The organism is Ruegeria sp., assembly GCF_965243365.1.
In the GTDB taxonomy this organism is placed as follows: domain Bacteria; phylum Pseudomonadota; class Alphaproteobacteria; order Rhodobacterales; family Rhodobacteraceae; genus Ruegeria.
On sequence record NZ_CBDEUW010000002.1, the window covers coordinates 343683 to 364701 of the forward strand.

The 21019-nt window shown below is 57.9% G+C and carries 23 protein-coding genes; 15 read left to right on the forward strand and 8 right to left on the reverse strand.

Features of this window, described 5'->3' with window-relative positions:
• Positions 1 to 82 precede the first annotated feature (82 nt).
• Genes ACP0GE_RS05390 through nthA form a run of 3 tightly spaced genes read right to left on the reverse strand, consistent with a single transcriptional unit; the run spans position 83 to position 1703 of the window.
• Positions 83 to 418, reverse strand: a complete 336-nt coding sequence (locus ACP0GE_RS05390; RefSeq protein ID WP_424830974.1) for a nitrile hydratase accessory protein — start codon at positions 416 to 418, stop codon at positions 83 to 85.
• Complete coding sequence (gene nthB / locus ACP0GE_RS05395; RefSeq protein WP_424830975.1) at positions 415 to 1092, reverse strand: nitrile hydratase subunit beta; 678 nt, start codon at positions 1090 to 1092, stop codon at positions 415 to 417. Before nthB ends, ACP0GE_RS05390 begins: the two co-directional genes overlap by 4 nt.
• Positions 1089 to 1703 (reverse strand): nitrile hydratase subunit alpha, encoded by a 615-nt coding sequence (gene nthA / locus ACP0GE_RS05400; protein WP_424830976.1) that lies wholly within the window; start codon positions 1701 to 1703, stop codon positions 1089 to 1091. The genes nthB and nthA overlap by 4 nt, the downstream gene beginning before the upstream one ends.
• Before the next feature lie 151 nt (positions 1704 to 1854).
• On the opposite strand from nthA, the gene secG reads away from it, so the two are divergent.
• From secG to ACP0GE_RS05450, 10 genes are all read left to right on the forward strand, one after another.
• Positions 1855 to 2220: a preprotein translocase subunit SecG gene (secG, locus tag ACP0GE_RS05405; RefSeq protein ID WP_424830977.1), complete on the forward strand. Its 366-nt coding sequence runs from the start codon at positions 1855 to 1857 to the stop codon at positions 2218 to 2220.
• A 159-nt stretch (positions 2221 to 2379) separates the two neighbouring features.
• On the forward strand, positions 2380 to 4023 hold the full coding sequence (locus ACP0GE_RS05410; RefSeq protein ID WP_424830978.1) for a CTP synthase: 1644 nt from the start codon (positions 2380 to 2382) through the stop codon (positions 4021 to 4023).
• A 97-nt stretch (positions 4024 to 4120) separates the two neighbouring features.
• Positions 4121 to 4897, forward strand: coding sequence for an isocitrate lyase/PEP mutase family protein (locus ACP0GE_RS05415; RefSeq protein ID WP_424830979.1), 777 nt, complete (start codon positions 4121 to 4123; stop codon positions 4895 to 4897).
• Between the two features lie 209 nt (positions 4898 to 5106).
• Positions 5107 to 5556, forward strand: a complete 450-nt coding sequence (locus ACP0GE_RS05420; RefSeq protein WP_424830980.1) for a TerB family tellurite resistance protein — start codon at positions 5107 to 5109, stop codon at positions 5554 to 5556.
• A gap of 20 nt (positions 5557 to 5576) precedes the next feature.
• Positions 5577 to 6014: a TerB family tellurite resistance protein gene (locus ACP0GE_RS05425; protein WP_424830981.1), complete on the forward strand. Its 438-nt coding sequence runs from the start codon at positions 5577 to 5579 to the stop codon at positions 6012 to 6014.
• Positions 6015 to 6019: 5 nt separating this feature from the next.
• Positions 6020 to 6772 (forward strand): phosphate/phosphite/phosphonate ABC transporter substrate-binding protein, encoded by a 753-nt coding sequence (locus tag ACP0GE_RS05430; protein WP_424833810.1) that lies wholly within the window; start codon positions 6020 to 6022, stop codon positions 6770 to 6772.
• A gap of 119 nt (positions 6773 to 6891) precedes the next feature.
• On the forward strand, positions 6892 to 7668 hold the full coding sequence (locus ACP0GE_RS05435) for an ABC transporter ATP-binding protein (protein ID WP_424830982.1): 777 nt from the start codon (positions 6892 to 6894) through the stop codon (positions 7666 to 7668).
• Between the two features lie 31 nt (positions 7669 to 7699).
• The gene (locus tag ACP0GE_RS05440) at positions 7700 to 8413 is read left to right on the forward strand and encodes a transporter substrate-binding domain-containing protein (RefSeq protein ID WP_424830983.1); all 714 of its coding nucleotides are present in this window, start codon (positions 7700 to 7702) and stop codon (positions 8411 to 8413) included.
• Between the two features lie 72 nt (positions 8414 to 8485).
• Positions 8486 to 9373, forward strand: coding sequence for an ABC transporter permease (locus ACP0GE_RS05445; protein WP_424833811.1), 888 nt, complete (start codon positions 8486 to 8488; stop codon positions 9371 to 9373).
• A complete protein-coding gene (locus tag ACP0GE_RS05450; RefSeq protein ID WP_424830984.1) occupies positions 9370 to 10176 on the forward strand; it encodes an ABC transporter permease in 807 nt (268 codons plus the stop codon). The genes ACP0GE_RS05445 and ACP0GE_RS05450 overlap by 4 nt, the downstream gene beginning before the upstream one ends.
• Before the next feature lie 2 nt (positions 10177 to 10178).
• On the opposite strand, the gene ACP0GE_RS05455 is transcribed toward ACP0GE_RS05450, so the two are convergent.
• Positions 10179 to 10988 (reverse strand): zinc-dependent peptidase, encoded by an 810-nt coding sequence (locus tag ACP0GE_RS05455; RefSeq protein WP_424830985.1) that lies wholly within the window; start codon positions 10986 to 10988, stop codon positions 10179 to 10181.
• A 133-nt stretch (positions 10989 to 11121) separates the two neighbouring features.
• Between ACP0GE_RS05455 and ACP0GE_RS05460 the strand changes: the two genes are divergently transcribed.
• The 5 genes from ACP0GE_RS05460 (at position 11122) to ACP0GE_RS05480 (ending at position 17178) form a co-directional block, all read left to right on the forward strand.
• Positions 11122 to 12441, forward strand: a complete 1320-nt coding sequence (locus tag ACP0GE_RS05460; protein WP_424830986.1) for a glutamine synthetase family protein — start codon at positions 11122 to 11124, stop codon at positions 12439 to 12441.
• A gap of 58 nt (positions 12442 to 12499) precedes the next feature.
• On the forward strand, positions 12500 to 13180 hold the full coding sequence (locus ACP0GE_RS05465; RefSeq protein WP_424830987.1) for a type 1 glutamine amidotransferase: 681 nt from the start codon (positions 12500 to 12502) through the stop codon (positions 13178 to 13180).
• Entirely contained in the window at positions 13180 to 14538 is a 1359-nt protein-coding gene (locus ACP0GE_RS05470) for a glutamine synthetase family protein (protein ID WP_424830988.1), read from the forward strand. Before ACP0GE_RS05465 ends, ACP0GE_RS05470 begins: the two co-directional genes overlap by 1 nt.
• Positions 14539 to 14540: 2 nt before the next feature.
• Complete coding sequence (locus tag ACP0GE_RS05475; RefSeq protein ID WP_424830989.1) at positions 14541 to 15851, forward strand: NAD(P)/FAD-dependent oxidoreductase; 1311 nt, start codon at positions 14541 to 14543, stop codon at positions 15849 to 15851.
• A 112-nt stretch (positions 15852 to 15963) separates the two neighbouring features.
• Positions 15964 to 17178, forward strand: coding sequence for a DegT/DnrJ/EryC1/StrS family aminotransferase (locus ACP0GE_RS05480; protein WP_424830990.1), 1215 nt, complete (start codon positions 15964 to 15966; stop codon positions 17176 to 17178).
• On the opposite strand, the gene ACP0GE_RS05485 is transcribed toward ACP0GE_RS05480, so the two are convergent.
• The 4 genes from ACP0GE_RS05485 to ACP0GE_RS05500 form a co-directional block, all read right to left on the reverse strand.
• Positions 17166 to 17921 (reverse strand): trypsin-like serine peptidase, encoded by a 756-nt coding sequence (locus tag ACP0GE_RS05485; RefSeq protein WP_424830991.1) that lies wholly within the window; start codon positions 17919 to 17921, stop codon positions 17166 to 17168. The genes ACP0GE_RS05480 and ACP0GE_RS05485 overlap by 13 nt on opposite strands.
• An 8-nt stretch (positions 17922 to 17929) precedes the next feature.
• A complete protein-coding gene (gene phaR, locus ACP0GE_RS05490; RefSeq protein ID WP_424830992.1) occupies positions 17930 to 18484 on the reverse strand; it encodes a polyhydroxyalkanoate synthesis repressor PhaR in 555 nt (184 codons plus the stop codon).
• Positions 18485 to 18618: 134 nt separating this feature from the next.
• Positions 18619 to 19065, reverse strand: a complete 447-nt coding sequence (locus ACP0GE_RS05495; RefSeq protein ID WP_424830993.1) for a phasin family protein — start codon at positions 19063 to 19065, stop codon at positions 18619 to 18621.
• Positions 19066 to 19195: 130 nt separating this feature from the next.
• Positions 19196 to 20998: a PHA/PHB synthase family protein gene (locus tag ACP0GE_RS05500; protein ID WP_424830994.1), complete on the reverse strand. Its 1803-nt coding sequence runs from the start codon at positions 20996 to 20998 to the stop codon at positions 19196 to 19198.
• Between the last annotated feature and the right edge of the window lie 21 nt (positions 20999 to 21019).

Below are 21019 nucleotides of genomic sequence, written 5' to 3' on the forward strand. Positions count from 1 at the left end.
GAAGAACGGATCCCCTGCTTCATCTGGCTGAAAATATCCCGGGGGAGCCGCCCGGAACGGGCGGTGGGGGCAGAGCCCCTACCTAGCTTTGCGACAAACGCACCGGTTGCCCGTGAGGCGTGGTCAGATACGCCTCTTCCCAAGCAATATGCAGGTCGCGCACATCATCCGGCAACGCTGCGCCCTGCTCTGCCAGCAGAACTTCGAGTGTTTCCAGCCAGGCGCGGAAATAGTCCTCCCCACCGTCCAATTCTCGTGCAAGGCCATTGCGTTTAAGGGTCTCCGAGAAACGCGCGGCCCAGTCAGGCCAGTCAAACCGTCCCGCTTCGTTCAAAGCGACCGTGACCGCAAAAACCTGAGCGTGCCAGGGTTCGGCAAATACAGGTTCGGGCGCGGTATGGGTGATGCAATCGCTCATGCAGGTTCAAGATAGCTTTGCCAGAGATCGAGAACCACTTCGTCGCCAGGATGTTCCGGGTTGGCCCAAAGCTCTGATGCCGGGAAAACCACAGCGTAGATTGGCTCGGGGGCCTCGCCAAGGCCGTGTGCGTTGGAATCGGGCAGCACATGTGTTCCGTGCAGCCGCAGGATTCGGCCTCTGGCTCCGGCGGCATACATGGGCAAGCGGGTGTGACCACCATCAACAAGCCGATTTGACGCGGGGCTCGCCGCCACCACGTCCTGCCCGACAGCAAACCGGGCGGCCGCATTCGAAGGTCGATCCGCCGGTCCGCCTTTGGCCAATGCTGCGGCAACTTTTTCAGCCCTGAGAATCTTGTGCGTCAAAGGATGCGAGCCATCTTCCCCTTGCCCGCGCAGGTCATCCGGCGTCAGGACATCTTTCTGCACCAAAAGATCAGCAAGGCCGGATATCCATTTTTCGTAGTACGAAAACCGAGCGTAGTCTTTGGGTGACAGGCGTTCCCGCGCATGGCGGGACACATCGATGTTCCACTGCCCAAGAAACCCCGAGGCCAGCGTCACCGCCAGCGCTCTGGCGTGCCAATCCTCGGCAAAGACCGGGGCGTCCTCGGCTTCGGGCACAACCGGACCGTCCCCAAAACGGCCACCCATGTCATGAACGCGTGTCATGATGGCACCTTCGGCAGGCCGGTTCCGATCATGCTGTCGCGTGTCACCAGCGCAGCCAGTGCGTCTTCACTCATCCCGTCCGTACCGGCGGGGCGCATGGGAAGGACCAGATAACGGACCTCAGCGGTTGAATCCCAGACCCGTACCGAAGTGCCCTCGGCCAAGGTGACACCGAATTCTGCCAATACCTTGCGCGGCTCCCGCACCGCGCGGGCGCGATAGGCGTCGGATTTATACCAGCCGGGCGGGATACCCAGCAGCGGCCAAGGGTAGCAACTGCACAAGGTACAAACGACCATGTTATGTTGCTGAGGGGTGTTTTCGACCACGACCATGTGCTCGCCCTGCCGACCGTAATAACCAAGATCGGCAACAACCGGCGTGGCATCTTCCAGCAGCGCGGCTTTGAAAGAAGGATCGCTCCAGGCTTTGGCGACCACACGTGCGCCATTCTGTGGGCCAATCTTGTTCTGATAGGTGTCGATAATCTCATCCAGCGCCGCCGGGTCGATCAGGCCCTTGCGGGTCAGAATGGTTTCCAGCGCTTTGACGCGCAGCGCAGGTTCCGGCGGCAACAGGGCGTGCGGGTGGTCGTGATCGTCATGTGGCATGGGCCGCAGCCTGCGCGAGGTGCGGCCCCGCTGTCCAGTCTCTTTGACGTGATATGGGGCATCACGGGTATTGATACCAACTCCTCCCTTGCCCCCGCTGGCAAACTTGCATAAGTACCTCGCGATACACGCCACGCTGTACAGGACCACCATGGAAAACGTCGTTCTCATCATCCACCTTCTGTTGGCCCTTGGCCTGATCGCCGTTGTTCTGATGCAGCGGTCCGAAGGCGGTGGCCTTGGCATGGGTGGTGGTGGTGGTGGCGCCATGACCGGTCGCGCCGCAGCGACGGCTTTGGGTAAACTGACCTGGATTCTGGCGGCCTGCTTTATTGTGACGTCGATCACGCTGACTATTTTGGCCGCGCAGAAGTCTTCGGGCAGCTCGGTAATCGACCGTTTGGGCGTTCCCGCTCCGGCGTCGACCGAGGAAAGCACACCGGCGGTTCCGTCGGCGGATGACCTGCTGCCCCCGGCACAGGGCGACAACGCACCGCTGATCCCGCAAGCCGACTGATCCACTACACTTAGAAATCTAAAAGAGAGCTGCAACAGCATCTTGCGGTTCTCTTGCGCTATGGGCGCGAATCCTTTATACGTGAAGTCCCGTGATGCAGCGGTTTTTCGGAACCGTCGGGCAGCTGATTTTGACGTCTCACGGGAGCAGCCGAAAAACATGGCGCGTTTTATTTTCATCACTGGTGGTGTGGTTTCGTCCTTGGGCAAAGGACTGGCCTCGGCGGCTTTGGGATCGCTTTTGCAGGCCCGGGGGTACTCGGTGCGGCTGCGTAAGCTGGACCCCTATCTGAACGTCGATCCTGGTACGATGTCACCGTTCGAACATGGCGAAGTGTTCGTCACCGATGACGGGGCCGAGACCGATCTGGACCTGGGCCATTATGAACGTTTCACCGGTGTGGCCGCGCGCAAGACCGACTCGGTCAGTTCCGGGCGGATTTATTCCAACGTGTTGGAAAAAGAGCGCCGCGGAGACTACCTCGGCAAAACCATTCAGGTGATCCCGCACGTCACCAACGAGATCAAGGATTTCATCGCCATTGGCGAGGATGAGGTCGATTTCATGCTTTGTGAAATCGGCGGTACCGTTGGCGACATCGAAGGCCTGCCCTTTTTCGAAGCCATCCGTCAGTTCAGCCAGGACAAGCCGCGCGGTCAGTGTATTTTCATGCACCTGACGCTGCTGCCCTACATCAAGGCCTCGGGCGAGTTGAAAACCAAGCCGACACAGCACTCGGTGAAAGAGCTGCGCTCGATCGGTCTGGCCCCCGATATTCTGGTTTGCCGGTCCGAAGGCCCGATCCCGGCCAAAGAACGCGAAAAGCTGGCCTTGTTCTGTAACGTGCGCCCCGACAGTGTGATCGCGGCACAGGACCTGAGCACCATCTATGACGCCCCGCTGGCCTATCACCGCGAAGGTCTGGATCAGGCGGTTTTGGATGCGTTCCAGATCAGCCCGGCCCCCAAGCCCGATCTGGCCAAATGGGAAGACGTCAGCGACCGCATCCACAACGCCGAGGGCGAGGTGAAGGTCGCCATTGTTGGCAAATATACTCAGCTGGAAGATGCCTATAAATCGATTGCCGAGGCGCTGACTCATGGCGGCATGGCCAACCGAGTCAAGGTCAAGGTCGAGTGGGTTGATGCCGAAGTTTTCGACAATGAAGATGTCGCTCCGCATCTGGAAGGTTTTCACGCGATCCTCGTACCCGGCGGGTTCGGCGAGCGTGGTACGGAAGGCAAGATCAAGGCCGCGCAATACGCCCGTGAGCACAAAGTGCCCTATCTGGGTATTTGTCTGGGTATGCAGATGGCCGTGATCGAAGCGGCGCGGAATGCGGCTGGCATCACCGAGGCCGGTTCGGAAGAATTTGACCACGAAGCCGGGAAAAAGCGTTTTGAGCCGGTTGTCTATCATCTGAAAGAGTGGGTGCAGGGCAATCACAAGGTCGAACGCAAGGTTGGCGATGACAAGGGCGGCACCATGCGTCTGGGTGCCTACAACGCTGTGTTGGCTGACGGCTCCAAAGTTGCCGAGGTTTATGGCGGGACTCAGATCGAGGAACGCCACCGTCACCGCTATGAAGTTGACATCAAATATCGCGACAAGCTGGAAAAAGCGGGCCTGAATTTCTCGGGCATGTCGCCGGATGGTCGCCTGCCGGAAATCGTCGAATGGTCGGATCATCCTTGGTTCATCGGGGTTCAGTATCACCCAGAACTGAAATCCAAGCCGTTTGATCCTCACCCGTTGTTCCGCGACTTTGTGCGTGCAGCCAAGGACACCTCGCGCCTGGTCTGATCCCGTCGCTGCAAAGTGATGTACCGACACAATTAAGCGCTTAGCGATTTTCGCGCATGGGGTTAACTGTTGAGCACGCTTCGACAGGAGATGCCCCATGACCACGCAAGCCCAACGTGCCGAAACCTTCACTGCCCTGCATAAAAAGGGCGACCCCGTCATACTTTACAATATTTGGGACGCCGGCAGCGCGGGCGCGGTGCGCGACGCGGGTGCCCAGGCAATAGCAACCGGAAGCGCGCCAGTTGCGATGGCGCAAGGGTTTGGCGACGGTCAGAACATTCCAATCGATGTGGCGCTGGATAACGTGCGGCGTATTGTCGAGGCAGTCGATATCCCGGTTACTCTGGATTTCGAAGGTGCCTATGCCGAGGATGTTCTGGGCGTGGCCACCAATGTAAAGCGCGCACTTGAGACCGGAGTTGTTGGCTTTAATTTCGAAGACCAAGTCGTTGGAACCAAAGACTTGTATGATACCGAAACTCAGGCTGCCCGGGTTGCCGCCATGCGCGAAGGCTGTGATGCGTTGGGCGTTCCGGCCTTTATCAATGCGCGGACCGACATTTTCCTTAAGGCGCATCCTGACACCCATAATAATGAGATGCTGGATGACGCCATTGCCCGCGCCAAGGCTTATGCCGATGCCGGTGCCAGTGGTTTTTTCGCGCCCGGTCTGAAGGATGAGACACTGATCTCCCGCCTGTGCGATGCAACCGAGTTGCCCGTTAACATCATCGCCCTGCCCGGCACGCCCGATACACCAACCTTGGCGAAACTCGGCGTGGGGCGTATCAGCTATGGCCCCGTGCCGTACCGGCAAATGATCGCTTGGCTTCAGGACAAAGCCAGCGAAGCTCTGCACCCTCAGGGTTGACTTGCTTTGAGGGATTGCAATTTTGCAGTTTCCTTCGCACCTTGCCCCCAGAACCGCAGGAGGATGCTTGGACCTGCTATGAAAGCGACAACTCTCAGCAGGCTCAAGCCCTGCGTGATCCGGTCTTGTTGGGCGATCTTGTGTTCATCGGGGGCTTTGCTGGCTAGTCTCCGCTTGGCGGATTGCAAATATCGGAATATTCTAGGCCCATGTTAAAAAAGTTCTTTCAGGCGTTTCGCCCGCCGCAGCAGACCGCCCTCCCCGACCCGGATGCCGAACTGGCATTGGGTGCGTTGATGGTGCGTGTGGCACAGGCGGACCGGGATTATAAGCTGGAAGAGATCAGCCTGATCGACCGCATCCTGGCGCGCCTGTATCAGCACAACGCAATCGAGGCGGCCAAGGTGCGCGCAACCTGCGAAAAACTGCATGCCGCCGCGCCCGAAACCGACACGTTCGGTAAGCTGATCCGTGAGACTACGGGCCTTGAGGAACGGCTGGCCGCTCTGGATGCCCTGTGGGAGGTCGTACTGGCCGATGGTGACTCGGATGAGGGTGAGATCAAGATTGTCGAAGAAGCCCGCGTTGCCATGGGCCTGAGCTTTAACGACAGCAAAGCTGCACGCGACCGGGTACAAAGCCGCTTGGAAGCCAGCTAAGCCGCAGCTATATCTTGCTCATGTTCAAGGATTTCCTGTCCCGGCTGACACAGCCGCAGCCCGACCCGCTTGCCGATGATGACGCCCGTTTGGCTTTGACAGCCCTATTGGTGCGTATCGCCCGGTCCGACAATGACTATGCCGACACGGAAATGGCCCGGATCGATAAGATATCAAACCAGCGATATGGTCTGTCTCCGTTTGAAGCTGCGGCCTTGCGGGCGCGCGCCGAAGATCTTGAGGCGGAAGCCCCCGACACAGTGCGGTTTACACGCGCGATCAAAGAGGCGGTGGCCTATGAGGATCGCCTCGCCGTGGTGCAGGCGATGTGGTCGGTCGCTCTGGCTGACGGTCAGCGCACCGGGGAAGAGGATTCGTTGTTGCGGTTGGTGGTCAGCCTTCTTGGCGTCAGCGATGTCGATTCTGCTTTGGCCCGGCAAAAGGCCGAAAAGTCGTGACGGCGATGCTGGGCATGTATGACATGCCCGCCCTGCACGCCGCGAATGACCGCTTTTGGGGGTTGATTCGATTACAACTGGGCCATGGCCCCGCCCAACTGACCCGCGACGCCAATGTCTGGGACATCTGGCTGGACCCCAATCTGGTTTTTGCCCAAACCTGCGGCATGCCCTACCGCACGCGTCTTCACGGCAAAGTGCAACTGGTCGGTACGCCGGATTACGGGCTGCCAGATTGCCCACCGGGATACTATCGATCAATCCTTGTTGCGCGTGATGATGATCCACGCGATCTGGACCAGCTTGCGGAAGGTACATTTGCCTACAACGAAGCGTTATCTCAGTCCGGCTGGGCTGCGCCGATCGTGCACCTGGGCCAGCACAGCAAGCTGCCTCACGCGCTGGTTGCGACCGGAGGGCACGCGCGCTCGGCACAAGCCGTGGCCAATGGACGCGCCGATTATGCCTCTCTGGACGCGCTGACGTGGGAATTGCTCAAAGAGCACACCGATCTGGGTACCCGCTTACGGGAAGTCGCGGCGACCCACCCGACTCCCGCCCTGCCCTACATCACCGCCAATGGGCTGAACGTGCCGCGCATTGCTGGCGCCGTACGCGCCGCAATAGAAGAACTTTCAGAAGGTGATCGTGAATTGCTGCATCTTCAGGACCTGATCGACATCCCACCCGAGCTATATCTGGCGGTGCCCAATCCCCCGGAACCAGAGGTCATTGCACCCAACCTCAGGTCAAAATGACCAGAACCTATGGTCATTTTGACGATTTCCGGTCTCGAACGTGTCATTTGCGCATTGCAAAGGACGATTTTTTCAGCCCTAGTACCGCACCAGCACCACTCAGAACACTTGGAATACCCGTGACAGAAACCACACCCGTCATCGAGATCAGGAACCTGCACAAAAGCTTCGGAAATCTCGAGGTGCTTAAAGGAGTGGATATTACAGCTCACCGCGGAGACGTCGTTTCGCTGATCGGATCTTCGGGGTCTGGAAAATCTACCCTACTGCGCTGCTGCAACCTGTTGGAGGACAGTCAGGAAGGCGAGATTCTATTTAAGGGTGAACCCGTGCAATGGACCGGCAACAGCCACGGCCGCCGCCCGGCTGACCCGAAACAGGTCCTGCGTATTCGTACCAATCTGTCGATGGTGTTCCAGCAGTTCAATCTATGGGCCCACATGACGATCCTGCAAAATGTGATGGAAGCCCCCGTCACGGTTTTGGGCCGGGACCGGGCCGAAGTCGAGGACAGCGCCCGCAAATACCTTGAGAAGGTTGGCATAGGCGACAAATGCGATGTGTATCCGGCACAATTGTCCGGCGGCCAGCAACAGAGGGCAGCCATTGCGCGCGGACTGTGCATGGAGCCCGAGGCGCTGCTGTTTGACGAACCGACCTCGGCGCTTGACCCTGAACTGGAACAGGAAGTGATCAAGGTTATCAAGGATCTGGCGGGGGAAGGCCGGACTATGATCATCGTGACCCATGACATGAAAATGGCGGCCGATATCTCAAGCCATGTTGTATTCCTTCATCAGGGCCTGATCGAAGAAGAAGGCACACCCGAGGACATTTTCACCACCCCTGAATCCGAACGGCTTCAGGGCTTTCTCTCCGCCTCTCAGGCGGCATAAGCAACGGACAGAACCAATAAGGGGAGCAAACATGAAAAACCTGATTCTGACCACAGCAGCACTGGCGATGACCGCCGGTATGGCGATGGCGGACACCGTCCGCCTGGGCACCGAAGGGGCTTATGCGCCCTGGAACTTCGTCAATGACGCGGGCGAGATCGACGGTTTCGAACGCGAACTGGGCGATGAGCTGTGCAAGCGCGCCAGCCTGGATTGCGAATGGGTTAAGAACGACTGGGATTCGATCATCCCGAATCTAGTCTCGGGCAACTACGACGCCATCATCGCTGGCATGTCGATCACAGACGAGCGTGATGAGGTCATCGACTTCACCCAGAACTACACGCCGCCGGATCCGTCGGCCTACCTGGCTCTGAACGACGGTGTCGATCTGGCTGGCGGCGTGATTGCGGCGCAGACCGGTACGATTCAGTCGGGTTACATCGCCGAATCCGGCGCAACCTTGGTGGAATTCGCAAGCCCCGAAGAAACCATCGCCGCCGTACGTGACGGCGAAGCAGACGCGGTTCTGGCCGACAAATCCTTCCTCGTGCCCTTCACCGAAGATGGCTCGGGCCTGATCTTCGTCGGTGACGAGGTTCCGCTGGGCGGCGGCGTCGGCATGGGTATCCGCGAATCGGATACCGAGCTGAAAGAAAAGTTCAACGCAGCCATCCAGTCGATGAAGGATGATGGAAGCCTGAACGAGCTGATCACCAAGTGGGAAGTGTCCTCGACCTTCTGATCTTGCTATCTGCGGCGCGCCTGACACAAGGGCGCGCCGCACCTGCGCCTTTGCCAGTCAAAGAGGCTCGCCATTTTTTCGTTCTGCACTGATCCCGATACGCTGGGCACGTTCAGATGGTTCTCCTGCTATCTGACAACCGGCGTGCATTGGTTGTTTTACCTGTCGTTTCTAAAGGTCCTACTGTTACTGGCGATCACGGCTCCGGTGGCGTTGAGCTTTGGCTTTCTGGGGGCCATGGCTGCCCGGTCTCATGTGCTGCCGCTCAGCCTGTTGGGCAAGGGCTATATCGCTATCGTCCGGGGCGTGCCGGATATCGCGTTTTTCTTGTTCTTTGTCATTGCGCTGGATCAGGCGTTCGAATGGACCCGCCATCAGGCCCTGTGCCCGGAATGGACCGATCCAATTCGGCAAGGCAATGATTTCATTGTTTGTTCCGCCGCCAAGCTGCCTTTGGGAACCGCACCGGAATGGGTGCATGAAACCTATGGATTCTTTTTGGCGGTGATCACATTCTCAATCGTGTTCGGGGCCTTCGCAGCCAATGTGCTTTTCGGTGGAATGCGGGCTGTCCCGCGCGCTCAGCTCGAAACCGCCGAAGCGTATGGTATGACCCGCCGCCAGACTTTTTGGCGCATTTTGGTGCCGCAAATGTGGGTCTATGCCCTGCCCGGCCTGTCAAACCTCTGGATGGTGCTGATCAAAGCCACACCACTGCTGTTTCTGCTGGGCATCGAAGATATCGTCTATTGGGCGCGCGAACTGGGCGCGTTCAAGAACCCGAAATTCACGCAATACCCGCATGGCGATTGGCGCATGTGGTACTTCCTGTTCCTGCTGGTCTTCTATCTCGGCATGACCCGGGTCTCTGAAATAGGTCTGGAACGGCTGATGCGGCGACTGTCACACGGTCAGGCCACCTCGGGCGGAGAGCTGCTGCGCAAGGAGACCACAGCATGAGCTGCTTGCAAACGATACAGGATTACGGCCTGCGCTCGATCGGTATTGGCGAACGTTTGCTGCCCAAGGATGATTTCACCCTGTGCGAGCATTTCACCCTGATCGGCTCGGGCATGATCTGGAATATCTATTTTGGGATAATGGCGCTTGCGACCGGGTTCTTTCTGGCCACTGCGCTGGCTGTGGGCAAAGCCTCAGGACAGAAGTGGCTGCGCAAACCCTGTGAGTGGTTCATCTTCCTGTTCCGGGGCTCACCGCTGTTCATCCAGTTCTTCTTTGCCTATTTCTTCTTCCTGTCATTGAAACAGAGTTATCCGTTTCTCGACGCGCTCACCTCGGCCTGGCTGGGGGCGCTGATCGTCCTGTTCTTCAACACCGCCGCCTATTCCGGAGAGATTTTTTACGGTGCGCTGCGGTCGATCCCCAAAGGCGATATCGAGGCTGCGGACGCCTATGGCATGACCGGTTGGTCGCGCTTTCGCCGGGTCATCTGGCCCACCATGCTGCGGCTGGCCTGGCCCGCTTATACAAACGAGGCAATCTTTCTGTTCCATGCCACCACCCTGGTCTTTTTCTCGGCGTTCCCGGTCTGGCAGCAACGGGGGGATGCGCTGTATTATGCGGGCTATTTCGCGGATAAGACGTTCAACCCATTTGTCCCTTACCCGATCCTGGCCTTTTACTTCATCCTGCTGACACTGGTGGTCATCTGGGGTTTTGGCATGATCAACAAGCGGCTGAACCGGCACCTTCCAGCCGAGAAGAAAGCAAAAATGCGCTTCCGCCTGAACCTGGCGCGCTGAGTTTAGCGCCAGTTCACCGGGTCCAGGTGAAACAGCTTGGACAGTTGTTCGTAAACCTCGGGCACGTCGCGTTTCAGGGCCTGAGGTTTTTCAAAAAAGACCTCAACCGAGACCGCAAAAAACTCCTCATGCCCGGTGGCGCCATAAGGGTCGATGACGGTGTGCTGACCGTGTTCCACGGCCTGCACATGCGCGTCATACGCGGCCAGAAAAACATGTTCCCATTCGGCAAAGCTCTGCCCTTTGCTTAGGACAGGGACTCCGTTGGTGCCGCCAGACAAATCGTCGATCTGATGCGCGAATTCGTGGAACACGACGTTCTGCCCATCGTGATCATCCAGCGCCCCTTGCCTGCTATGAGCCCAGGACAGGATGACCGGGCCGCGATCCCAGCTTTCCCCGGTTCGCACGATTTCCTTTTCCGTCACCACATAGCCCGAGCGCCTTTGCTGCCGGGATTTGAACGCGTTGGGGTAGATCAGGATCGTGGTCAGGTTGTCGTACCAAAGGTCGCTGTTAATCACCAAAAGACAGGCCTGCGCGGCGATCGAAAGCTTCATCTCTTCGGTGACCTCAAGGCCGTCACACCCCTGAAAATCTACCTGATCCAAAAACAGATTAACTTTGCCATCCAGCTTGTCTCGCAAGTCTTTGGGCAAGCGACGGATGATGGGGACCTGATCCGCAATAATGGCGCGTTGTTGGTTCGACAGCGGCGCGGTCAGCAAAGCCGCGCGAGCCTGCTTTTTCGACCAGAAGCGATAGGCCAGAAAACCGGCTATAAGCAGGATAAGGGCAAGAAACAGGGTCATCGCGGATCACTATACGGATCGGAGGTCGGGACACAATTCCTGTCAAGGCGCATCCCTGGAAATTTGATCAAATTTCGTGACAACATGCAGAAGCTTCGGTACACCTGTCCGCACCAGACGAACGGAGCCCCCGATGGACCTGAACGCCCTGCACACTTTTCGCGTCGCAGCCAGTGATCTGAACGGCCAGATGCGCGGCAAACGCGTTCCCCCTTCATACGCCGACAAGCTGGCCAAGGGCGCGGTACGGATGCCGTTTTCGGCACTGAACGTTGATCTATGGGGTGCTGATATCGAGGGCAGCCCACTGGTTTTCGAAAGCGGTGACGCTGATGGGGTTTTGCGCCCCACCGAAAGGAGACCAGTGCCAATGCCCTGGTTGAACACCACTACCGCCTTGGTGCCGATGTGCCTTTATGACGACGACGGAGCACCTTTTGCCGGCGATCCGCGACACGCGTTATCTGCCATCCTGAACCGTTATGCCCAGCGAGGGTGGACCGTTATCGCGGCGACCGAGCTGGAGTTCACCTTACTGGATTCGTCGGCTGCGCAACCTCGGCCTCCGCAGAACCCACTCACCGGGCGTCGCCTAAGCGACGAGGCCGTCCTGTCAATGGCAGAAATGGACGCGTTCGACGGGTTCTTCACCGATCTTTACGACGGCTGTACTGCGATGGGAATCCCTGCCCAGACGGCCATCTCAGAAAGCGGAATCGGTCAGTTCGAGATCAATCTGAACCATCAGGATGCCCTGCGCTGTGCTGATGATACGTGGCTTTTCAAGGCTCTGACCCGCGGTCTTGCACGGAAACATGGGTTTACGGCTACCTTTATGGCCAAACCCTACCTGGCGGACGCAGGCAACGGCATGCATGTGCATTTCTCGGTCCTGGACGCACAGGGACGTAACGTATTCGACAATGGCGGCCCTAAGGGAACCGACACCCTGCACGCCGCCGTCGCTGGGTGCCTTGCAGCCATGCCCGGAAGCACTCTGATCTTTGCGCCTCATGGCAATTCTTTTGCACGCCTGGTACCCGGCGCACATGCCCCAACCGGGGCCAGTTGGGCCTATGAGAACCGAACCGCGGCCCTGCGCATTCCGGGTGGGGCACCCGCAGCGCGGCGGATCGAACATCGGGTCGCGGGCGGCGACATCAACCCCTATCTTATGCTCGCCTCTGTTCTGGGTGCTGCGCTTTTGGGCATTGAGGACGGTCTGACACCCCCCGACCCGATCACCGGCAATGCATACGAGGTCGATGGCCTGCCTCAGATGGCACCCGACCTGCCCTCGGCAATCGCTGCGTGGGAAAGCGACCCGCTGATAGCACGCATCTTTCCTGCCGAGCTGATCCGTAATATGGCGATGACCAAGCGGCAGGAAATTGCGCGATTTGCAGATATCCCGCCGGATGAGCACTGGATCAGCTATCTCGAAGCCGTATGATCCACTTGCCCGGTCAGTCAGGCTGCGCTAAAAGAAATTTGATCAAATTTGGTGACCCATGAAAATCGGCATCCTTGTAACCGGCCACCCACCGGACGAACTTTACGACCAGTTCGGCGAATATGATGGCATGTTCCGCAAATTGCTGGATGGGAACGGTTTCGAATTCGAAACCTTTGCCGTCGTGGATAATCAGTTTCCTTCAAGCATCGTGGATGCTGATGGCTGGGTCATTACCGGCTCGCGTCACGGGGCGTATGAGGATCACCCGTGGATACCCCCATTGGAGGAACTGATCCGCGCCATCCGCGATGCGGGCCAGCCGCTGATCGGCGTGTGTTTCGGCCACCAGATCATCGCGCAGGCCTTGGGGGGGACGGTCGAAAAGTTTCAAGGCGGTTGGGCCGTTGGTCGTACCAGCTATGACTTTGATGGCGATACAGTGACCTTGAACGCCTGGCATCAGGATCAGGTGACCCGTTTGCCCAAGGGCGCGTGCGTTCTGGGGTCGAATGATTTCTGCAAAAACGCCATGGTGGCCTATGGCGATACGATCTGGACAGTGCAGGCCCATCCGGAATATGGCGACGATTTTATCTCAGGCCTGGTACGCACCCGCGGTAAGGGCGTGGTGCCGGACAACCTGCTGCAAGATGCCGTAAACCGCGCTGGCGGTCAGGATGACAACTCTGCCATCGGGCGCCATATGGCCGAGTTTCTGAAGAAAGAGAGGGCCTGATGGCCGAATGGACGGAAAAACTGCCTCAGGCAGCACGCGACTATTTTGAAGGAAACCGGCTGGACGAGGTCGAGTGCGTGATCGCCGACCTACCTGGTATCGCACGCGGCAAGGCCGTGCCTGCGACGAAATTTGCAAAGCAGGACTATTTCCACCTGCCGGACAGCATCTTTTACCAAACCATAACCGGCGGCTGGGGTGAGGCCGCAGGCGATGACGGATTTATCGAGCGGGACATGATCCTGAAACCCGACCTGTCAACTGCATCCGCTGCACCGTGGACCGGAGATTGGACGCTTCAGGTGATCCACGACGCCTATGACCGCGACGGGGAACCAATCCCGTTCAGCCCACGCAACGTGCTGAAACGTGTCGTGCAGCTATACCACGACAAGGGCTGGAAGCCGGTTGTTGCGCCTGAGATGGAGTTTTTTCTGGTCGCTCCGAATGTCGACCCTGCACAGGGGATCAAGCCGATGATGGGCCGCTCAGGCCGCCCGGCAGCGGCGCGTCAGGCGTATTCGATGACGGCGGTGGATGAATTCGGCCCGGTGATCGACGACATCTATGATTTCGCCGAGCATCAGGGGTTCGAGATTGACGGTATCACACAGGAAGGCGGCGCCGGTCAGTTGGAAATCAACCTGCGCCACGGTAATCCCGTCAAACTGGCGGATGAGGTGTTCTATTTCAAACGCCTTATCCGAGAAGCCGCCCTGCGCCACAATTGTTTTGCGACCTTCATGGCCAAACCGATCGCGGATGAGCCGGGCTCGGCCATGCACATCCATCATTCGATCACGGATATCGAGACCGGCCAGAACATCTTTTCCGGGCCTCAGGGCGGGGAAACCGATGCGTTCTACAACTTCATTGCCGGATTGCAGAACCACCTGCCCGCCGGGCTGGCCGTCATGGCGCCTTATGTGAATTCTTATCGCCGCTATGTGAAAGACCACGCCGCGCCGATCAATCTGGAATGGGCCCGTGATAACCGCACGACGGGTATCCGTGTGCCCCTGTCCGGCCCCGAAAGCCGCCGGATCGAAAACCGCATCGCAGGTATGGACTGCAACCCCTATCTGGGTATCGCGGTTTCACTGGCCTGTGGCTATCTTGGGTTGGTCAATCAGGAACGCCCACGTCGTCAGTTCTACGGCGATGCTTACGACGGCGACGGTGATATCCCGCAGGTGATGGGAGAAGCGCTTGACCTGTTTGACCAGGCCGAAGCCCTGCACGAGGTGTTGGGCCCCGAATTCGCCCGCGTTTACAGCATCGTCAAACGCGCAGAGTACGAAGAGTTCCTACAGGTGATCTCTCCGTGGGAACGTGAGCACCTGCTGCTGAACGTCTGACAATGGCGCTCAACCTACTCTATTCAAATGACCGCAAAACCGAGTACCCGCCGAGCTGGTACGCGGCGACCGCGCACCATATGGACCCGTGGTCCGCGCTGGCCGCGGACATCCGGGCCGATGTCTGTATTGTCGGGGGCGGGTATACGGGCCTGTCTGCCGCATTGCATTTGGCCGAAGCCGGATTCGATGTCGCTCTGCTCGAGGCGCATCGGGTGGGGTTCGGCGCCTCTGGGCGCAATGGCGGGCAGCTGGGCAGTGCGCAGCGGATGGATCAGGAGGATCTGGAAAAGCTGGTCGGCGACGCGGATGCCGCCAAGCTTTGGGACCTGGCTGAAGATGCGAAGGATCTGGTCAAATCACTGATCTCGAAGCATCGGATTGAGTGCAACCTGAAACCCGGAATCGCCGTGCTAGGGCTAAGCGATGCCGAGCGTTCAGACCTGCACGATCACGCCGCCCATCTGTCGTCCCGATATGGTTATGACCAGATCGAGCCACTCAGCACGGAACAAGGCCACATCCTGTGTCCGTCACCCGCATATAAGGGCGGCTATTTGGATATGGGGGCCGCGCATCTGCATCCCCTGAACTACGCGCTCGGGCTGGCCCGGGCAGCGGTAGAAGCAGGCGTTCGCCTGTTTGAGGGCACCGAGGTTCTGGGCATCGAAGAAGGTTCGAAAGTGTCGATCCGCACCACAAACGGGCGGGTCACTGCAGATCACGTCATTCTGGCCTGCAACGGTTATCTGGGTGATCTGAACCGAAAGGTCGCAGCCCGGGTGATGCCGATCAATAATTTCATCGCGGCGACAGAACCTCTTGGTGATGGCGCAAACAAAGTCCTTACCCGCAATGTCGCGGTGGCCGACACGAAATTCGTGGTGAACTATTTCCGGCTCAGCGCCGATAACCGACTGCTGTTTGGGGGTGGCGAAAGCTATGGGTATCGCTTCCCTGCGGATATTGCCGCCAAGGTGCGCAAACCGATGGCCGAGATTTTCCCGCATCTACGCGATGCCCGGATCGACTACGCATGGGGTGGAACGCTGGCCATCACCATGCGGCGCATGCCGTATCTGGCGCGGATCGCGCCCAATATACTGTCTGCTTCGGGGTATTCCGGGCATGGAGTCGGAACCGCAACCCATGCCGGCCAGCTGATGGCCATGGCGATCCAAGGCCAGACTAACGGCTTCGATACAATGGCCCGCGTCCCCGCCCTACCCTTCCCCGGCGGCCCCGCCCTGCGCAACCCGCTGCTGGTGTTGGCAATGACCTGGTATGCACTGAGGGATCGGCTGGGGGTCTGATCTCTGGAATTGCGACAGTTTGGTGAAATTCCGCCCATGAGCAGAATGAAGTCTTGGTTTGCAGAAATCCTTACTTTATATTTCCGAATAATAGAATTCGGGAAAACCAAATATGACGCTACCACCCAACGTCCATGACGCCGAACCCATCCCCGCAGCCGCAAAAGAAGCCATCGAAGCCCTGATGCAATCGGGCGACCTGTTCCGCTATACCGCGCCGCAGGATGCTCCGGTGGCCTTGCTTGAGGCGGAATTTGCCGAACTTCTGGGCACAAAATACGCTTTGGCCGTATCGTCCTGCTCGGCCGCGCTGTTCCTGTCGCTTAAGGCGCTGGGGCTGCCGCGCGACGCGCGTGTGTTGATCCCGGGCTTTACCTTTGCCGCCGTCCCTTCGTCCATCGTACACGCAGATTGCATCCCGGTTCTGTGTGAAGTGGGCGAGAACTATCGCATCGATATGGCGGATTTTGCGGTCAAGCTGGATGGCGTTCAGGCGGTCATCATCAGCCATATGCGTGGCCATACCTCGGACATGGACGCAATCATGGAGCTGTGTGACGCGCGCGGTATTCCGGTGATTGAAGACGCCGCGCATTCGCTCGGCACCACATGGCATGGTCGCAACATCGGCACCATCGGAAAAGTCGGCTGTTTCTCGTTCCAGTCCTACAAGATGATCAACGCAGGTGAAGGTGGCATCCTGATCACGGACGACGCCGATTTGGTCGCGCGGGCCGTGATCATGTCCGGCGCGTATGAACACAACTGGAAAAAACACAAAGGCCCCCATGGCGACAACTCGCCCGAACTGGAACAAGCCTTTGCCCGCTGGCAGAACCAGTTGCCGCTGTATAACCTGCGGATGAGCAACCTCAGCGCTGCGGTCATCCGTCCACAAATCCCGGAACTGGCGCGGCGCGTGCGTGTCGGGCTGGAAAACCACGACTATGTCGCGGATCGCCTGAATGCTTCCTCTTACATTGATGTTCCGGCCCCTCTGATGCCCGAACGGCGCGCCCCGGATTCGATCCAGTTCAATCTGGTCGGTATGGATGAGGCCGAAATCCGCGCCTTTGCCCAAGCCGCTGAAACACGCGGGGTCAAGGTTCAGGTATTTGGCCTGAGTGAGGACAACGCCCGCGCCTTTTGGAACTGGCAATTCCTGCCGGAACAGGCAGAGCTGCCGCAGACCCGCGCGATGCTGATGAAAGCCTGCGATGTTCGCCTGCCTGTTCGCCTGACGCGGGACGAATTGGACGTGATTGCCGATATTCTGCTGGCCTCGGTCGCAGATGTCACCGGACCGGTTCCGGTCTACGGTACCTGATCGAACAGATCGACGGACAGAAACAGCGCGGCAATCCCACCCGGGGTTGGCGCAATGCGCGACAGGATGGCGGCCACACCCAGCCCTTCGTCCGTGTGGACCAGCAGCGGCGCACCGGAATCCCCCATCATCACCGGGCAAATCGCTTGGATCAGTTCGTGGGATACGGAATGTGGCTCGCAGCTGTTTGTTCGGCTCAGCACATGCGACCGCAGGCCCGGATACCCGGCGACGGTTCCTGCTTTGGCATCAGACACTATGGGCAGGAAACCAACCTCAAGCCCGATTGGTTCGGATAATTCCAGTATCGCCCAGTCCAATTCGGCACGTCGGTCGAATGCACCGTTCACGTTCTGCCCGGCAGCCAGTCGATAGTTCGCGACGGTCGACAGTGCTGCGGCTTCTCCGCGTTGGTAGCCTGCGGCAAATCGAATGCTGCTGGCAGGTATCCAGCTTTTTCGATCCATGTTGTAAAGGCAATGAGCTGCTGTCAGCACGTACCGGTCGGACACCAATACCCCGGTGCAATGCGACCGCTGGCGCAGACCGGCGAAATTGACCCGCCCAATTGCACGCCACGGGGTCTGTGCGGCATCAATAACCTCACGCGCACGAATGGCGTCACAACCGGCCCCGGCGTCCTGCCCCAAAGTGCAGACGGGCTCCCAGATTTCAGTGAACTTGCCCTGCGCCAGCGCCTCGACCGCCCAGATCAGCGCGGCGATCAGAAGCAGCAGGCGCATACGGACTATTAGCTGAGTTTGGACAGTTTCTGTTGCAGATCGGCCAGCTGTTTCTTGATGTCTGCCAGATCTTCTTTGGGTTCCGAAGCTTCCTCAGACTCGGCCTCGGGGCTGGACCAGTTTCCAGATAAACCGCCGGTCATAGCCTTCAGAAAGGCCTGCTGCTGCGCCTGCAACGCATCGAATCCCGGCATCTGAGACATCGGGTTCATGGCGTTCATGTTTTCCATCATCTTGGACTGGCTTTCGCGCAGCATTTCGAACGAGCTTTGCAGGAATTGCGGCATCATGCCCCCGCCCGGCACCATATAGCTGCGCACCAGATCATTCAGTACATTGACCGGCAGCACATTCTCGCCCCGGCTTTCATGTTCCGCAATGATTTGCAGCAGGTACTGACGCGTCAGGTCATCACCGGTTTTCAGATCAATGATCTGAACCTCACGCCCATCCCGGATGAACCCGGCAATGTCTTCAAGCGTGACATAGTCGCTGGTCTCGGTGTTATACAGCCGACGGCTGGCATAGCGTTTGATCAGCAGCGGTTTTTCTTGTTCTGACACCTAGAACCCTCCCCAAGGATGATGCGTTGCAGCAGAGATTATGCGAGCGCAGAACAAAAAGAAAGGGCAGGTCAAAAGACCTGCCCGCAGCAATCACACCTAATGGGAGGGTTGGGTGCCGATTGCGGTCGTTCTTACTTGGCGGTCGCGGCTTTCTTAGCAGCAGCGGTCACCTCGTTGGTTGCTTTCTTGACGGCAGCAGTCGCGTCTTCCGCAACGTCTTTGCCAGCAGCCATCAGCAGCTCAACGGTTTCGGTCTGAACTTTTTTCGCGATTTCAGCGAAAGCAGCCATGTTTTCGGCAGCAACTTCGGCCGATGCGCTTGCGAAATCGGTTGCGGCTTTGGCGTAGTCAGCAGGCTCTGCCTTTGCTTTCGACATCTCGGTCAGCTTGGCCAGGGTTTCCTTGGTCCATTTGTTCGAGATTTCAGCCGATTTTTCGGCAGCGTCCAGCGCAACGCCAGACAGCTTTTCGTTCAGCGACGCGGTCGATTTGAATGCGTCTTCCAGGGCGGTTGTGTCAACCGGGAACGCGCCCATCATGTCTTTCAGGGTCGCGGTAAAGTCTTGGGTCTTTGCCATTGTCCTAATCCTTTTAGCCGGTCCGGGCCCACCCCGGGTTTCATCAGCTTGAGGACAATATGATTGCTGCGTCGCAGCATTTCAAGTTTTTTTTGCTGCGTCGCAGAAAAATTTTAGTTTCACAATGGAATCAGTTGTTTGCCTTAACCAGAACATAGGTCCCGGGCGCCGGGCATAGGCTTGGATGCTTCGAATCGCCGGGTTCACGTGCAGGAACCTGCTTGCCCGAACGCCTTTTCAGCCAGGCTTCCCATAACGGCCACCAAGAGCCTTCGTGGAAGTCTGCCTCTTTCAACCATGTTTCGGCATCAGCCTTCAGATCAGGGTTGGTATAGTGCCCGTATTTCTTTTTGCTGGGCGGATTCACAATCCCCGCGATATGGCCGGATTCCGACACTACAAACGTCTTGGATTTTGACCCCATCTGCTGAACCCCGCGGTAGCAATCCTTCCACGCGGCAATGTGATCGGTTTCGCAAGTAATGGCCATCAGGGGCACGTCCACGTCCTTGATACTCAGCTTGTGGCCCATCAACTCGAACCCGTCACCGACAAAATCGTTGCTCTGACACAATCCGCGCAGATACTGCATTGCCATCCGGCCCGGCAAATTGGCCCCATCCCCGTTCCAATACAGCAGATCAAATGCAGGTGGAGTTTCGCCCATCATGTAGCTGCGGATCGCGGGTGTGTAGATCAAATCCCGCGACCGCAGGAAAGACATGGTACGCCCGATAATCCAGGCCTTCAGGATTCCATCCTTGGAGACTTGCTGTTCGATTCCGTCTACAAAATCATTTTGCAGGAATGGCGTGAACTCGCCCTGCTCCCCGAAATCCGTCAATGTTGTAAAGAAGGTGGCGGATTTGACGGACTTGTCGCCGCGTTGCTTCAACAAGGACAGGGTCAGGCTTAGCGTGGTGCCAGCGATGCAATAGCCCACGGCATTGACCTGCTTTACCTTGCAGATCTTCTTGACCTCGTCGATTGCGGTCAGAAAACCCTCTTGGATATAGTCGTCCAACCCTATGTCAGCGTGGGATTTGTTGGCATTCACCCAACTGACAACAAACAGAGTGTACCCTTGCTCGGTCACCCATTTGATCAGGCTGTTCTGCGCCTTCAAATCCAGAATATAGTACTTGTTGATCCAAGGTGGGAACAGCACGATCGGTGTTTCATGCACCGTCTCCGTGGCTGGCTTGTACTGGATCAACTCCATCATCCGATTGCGAAAGATGACATCACCGGGGGTGGTGGCAATATTTCCGCCGATCTCAAAAGCACTTTCATCTGCCAGCTTTACGACCAACTCGCCATCATTGGCCTCTAGGTCCGACACCAGATTTTCAAGCCCTTTGATCAGAGACTGACCTTCGGTCTCGACCGCCTTTTCCAACGCATCCGGGTTGGTGGCCAGGAAGTTCGTCGGCGCCATCATGTCAATGATCTGCTGCGAAAAGTAAGACAGGCGCTGTTTGTCTTTGACATCCAGATCCTCGACCGAGGCCACTGCCTGTTCAATCGCCTGCGCGTTGGTCTGATATTGCTGCCGAATAAAGCGAAAATAGGGGTTGGTATCCCACATCGGGTTGGAAAACCGGCGGTCGGGCTTTTGGCCAGGGGTGTCTTCGGCCTCACCGGTGGTCATCGCCCGCTGCGCCTCGGCAAAATTCAGAACGGATTTGCTCCAGAACTCGACCTGCTGCTCCATCAGCTTGGCGGGATTTTGCCAAACCTCCGCCCAATAGGCAGTTGCTGCCTTTGCATAAAGTTCTTGATTCGGGCCGTCTAGTGCGTGGTTATGCGGCGTTTTCCCCGCCATGATCTCGATCAGGCGTTTGGACAGTTGTTCGACCTTTTCCATATTTTCCGTAAGCCGTTCAATATGTTCTTCGGTCACTTCCGGAGCCTGGCCATCACTAGTTGTCATTTTAACAATTCCCCCCTAACC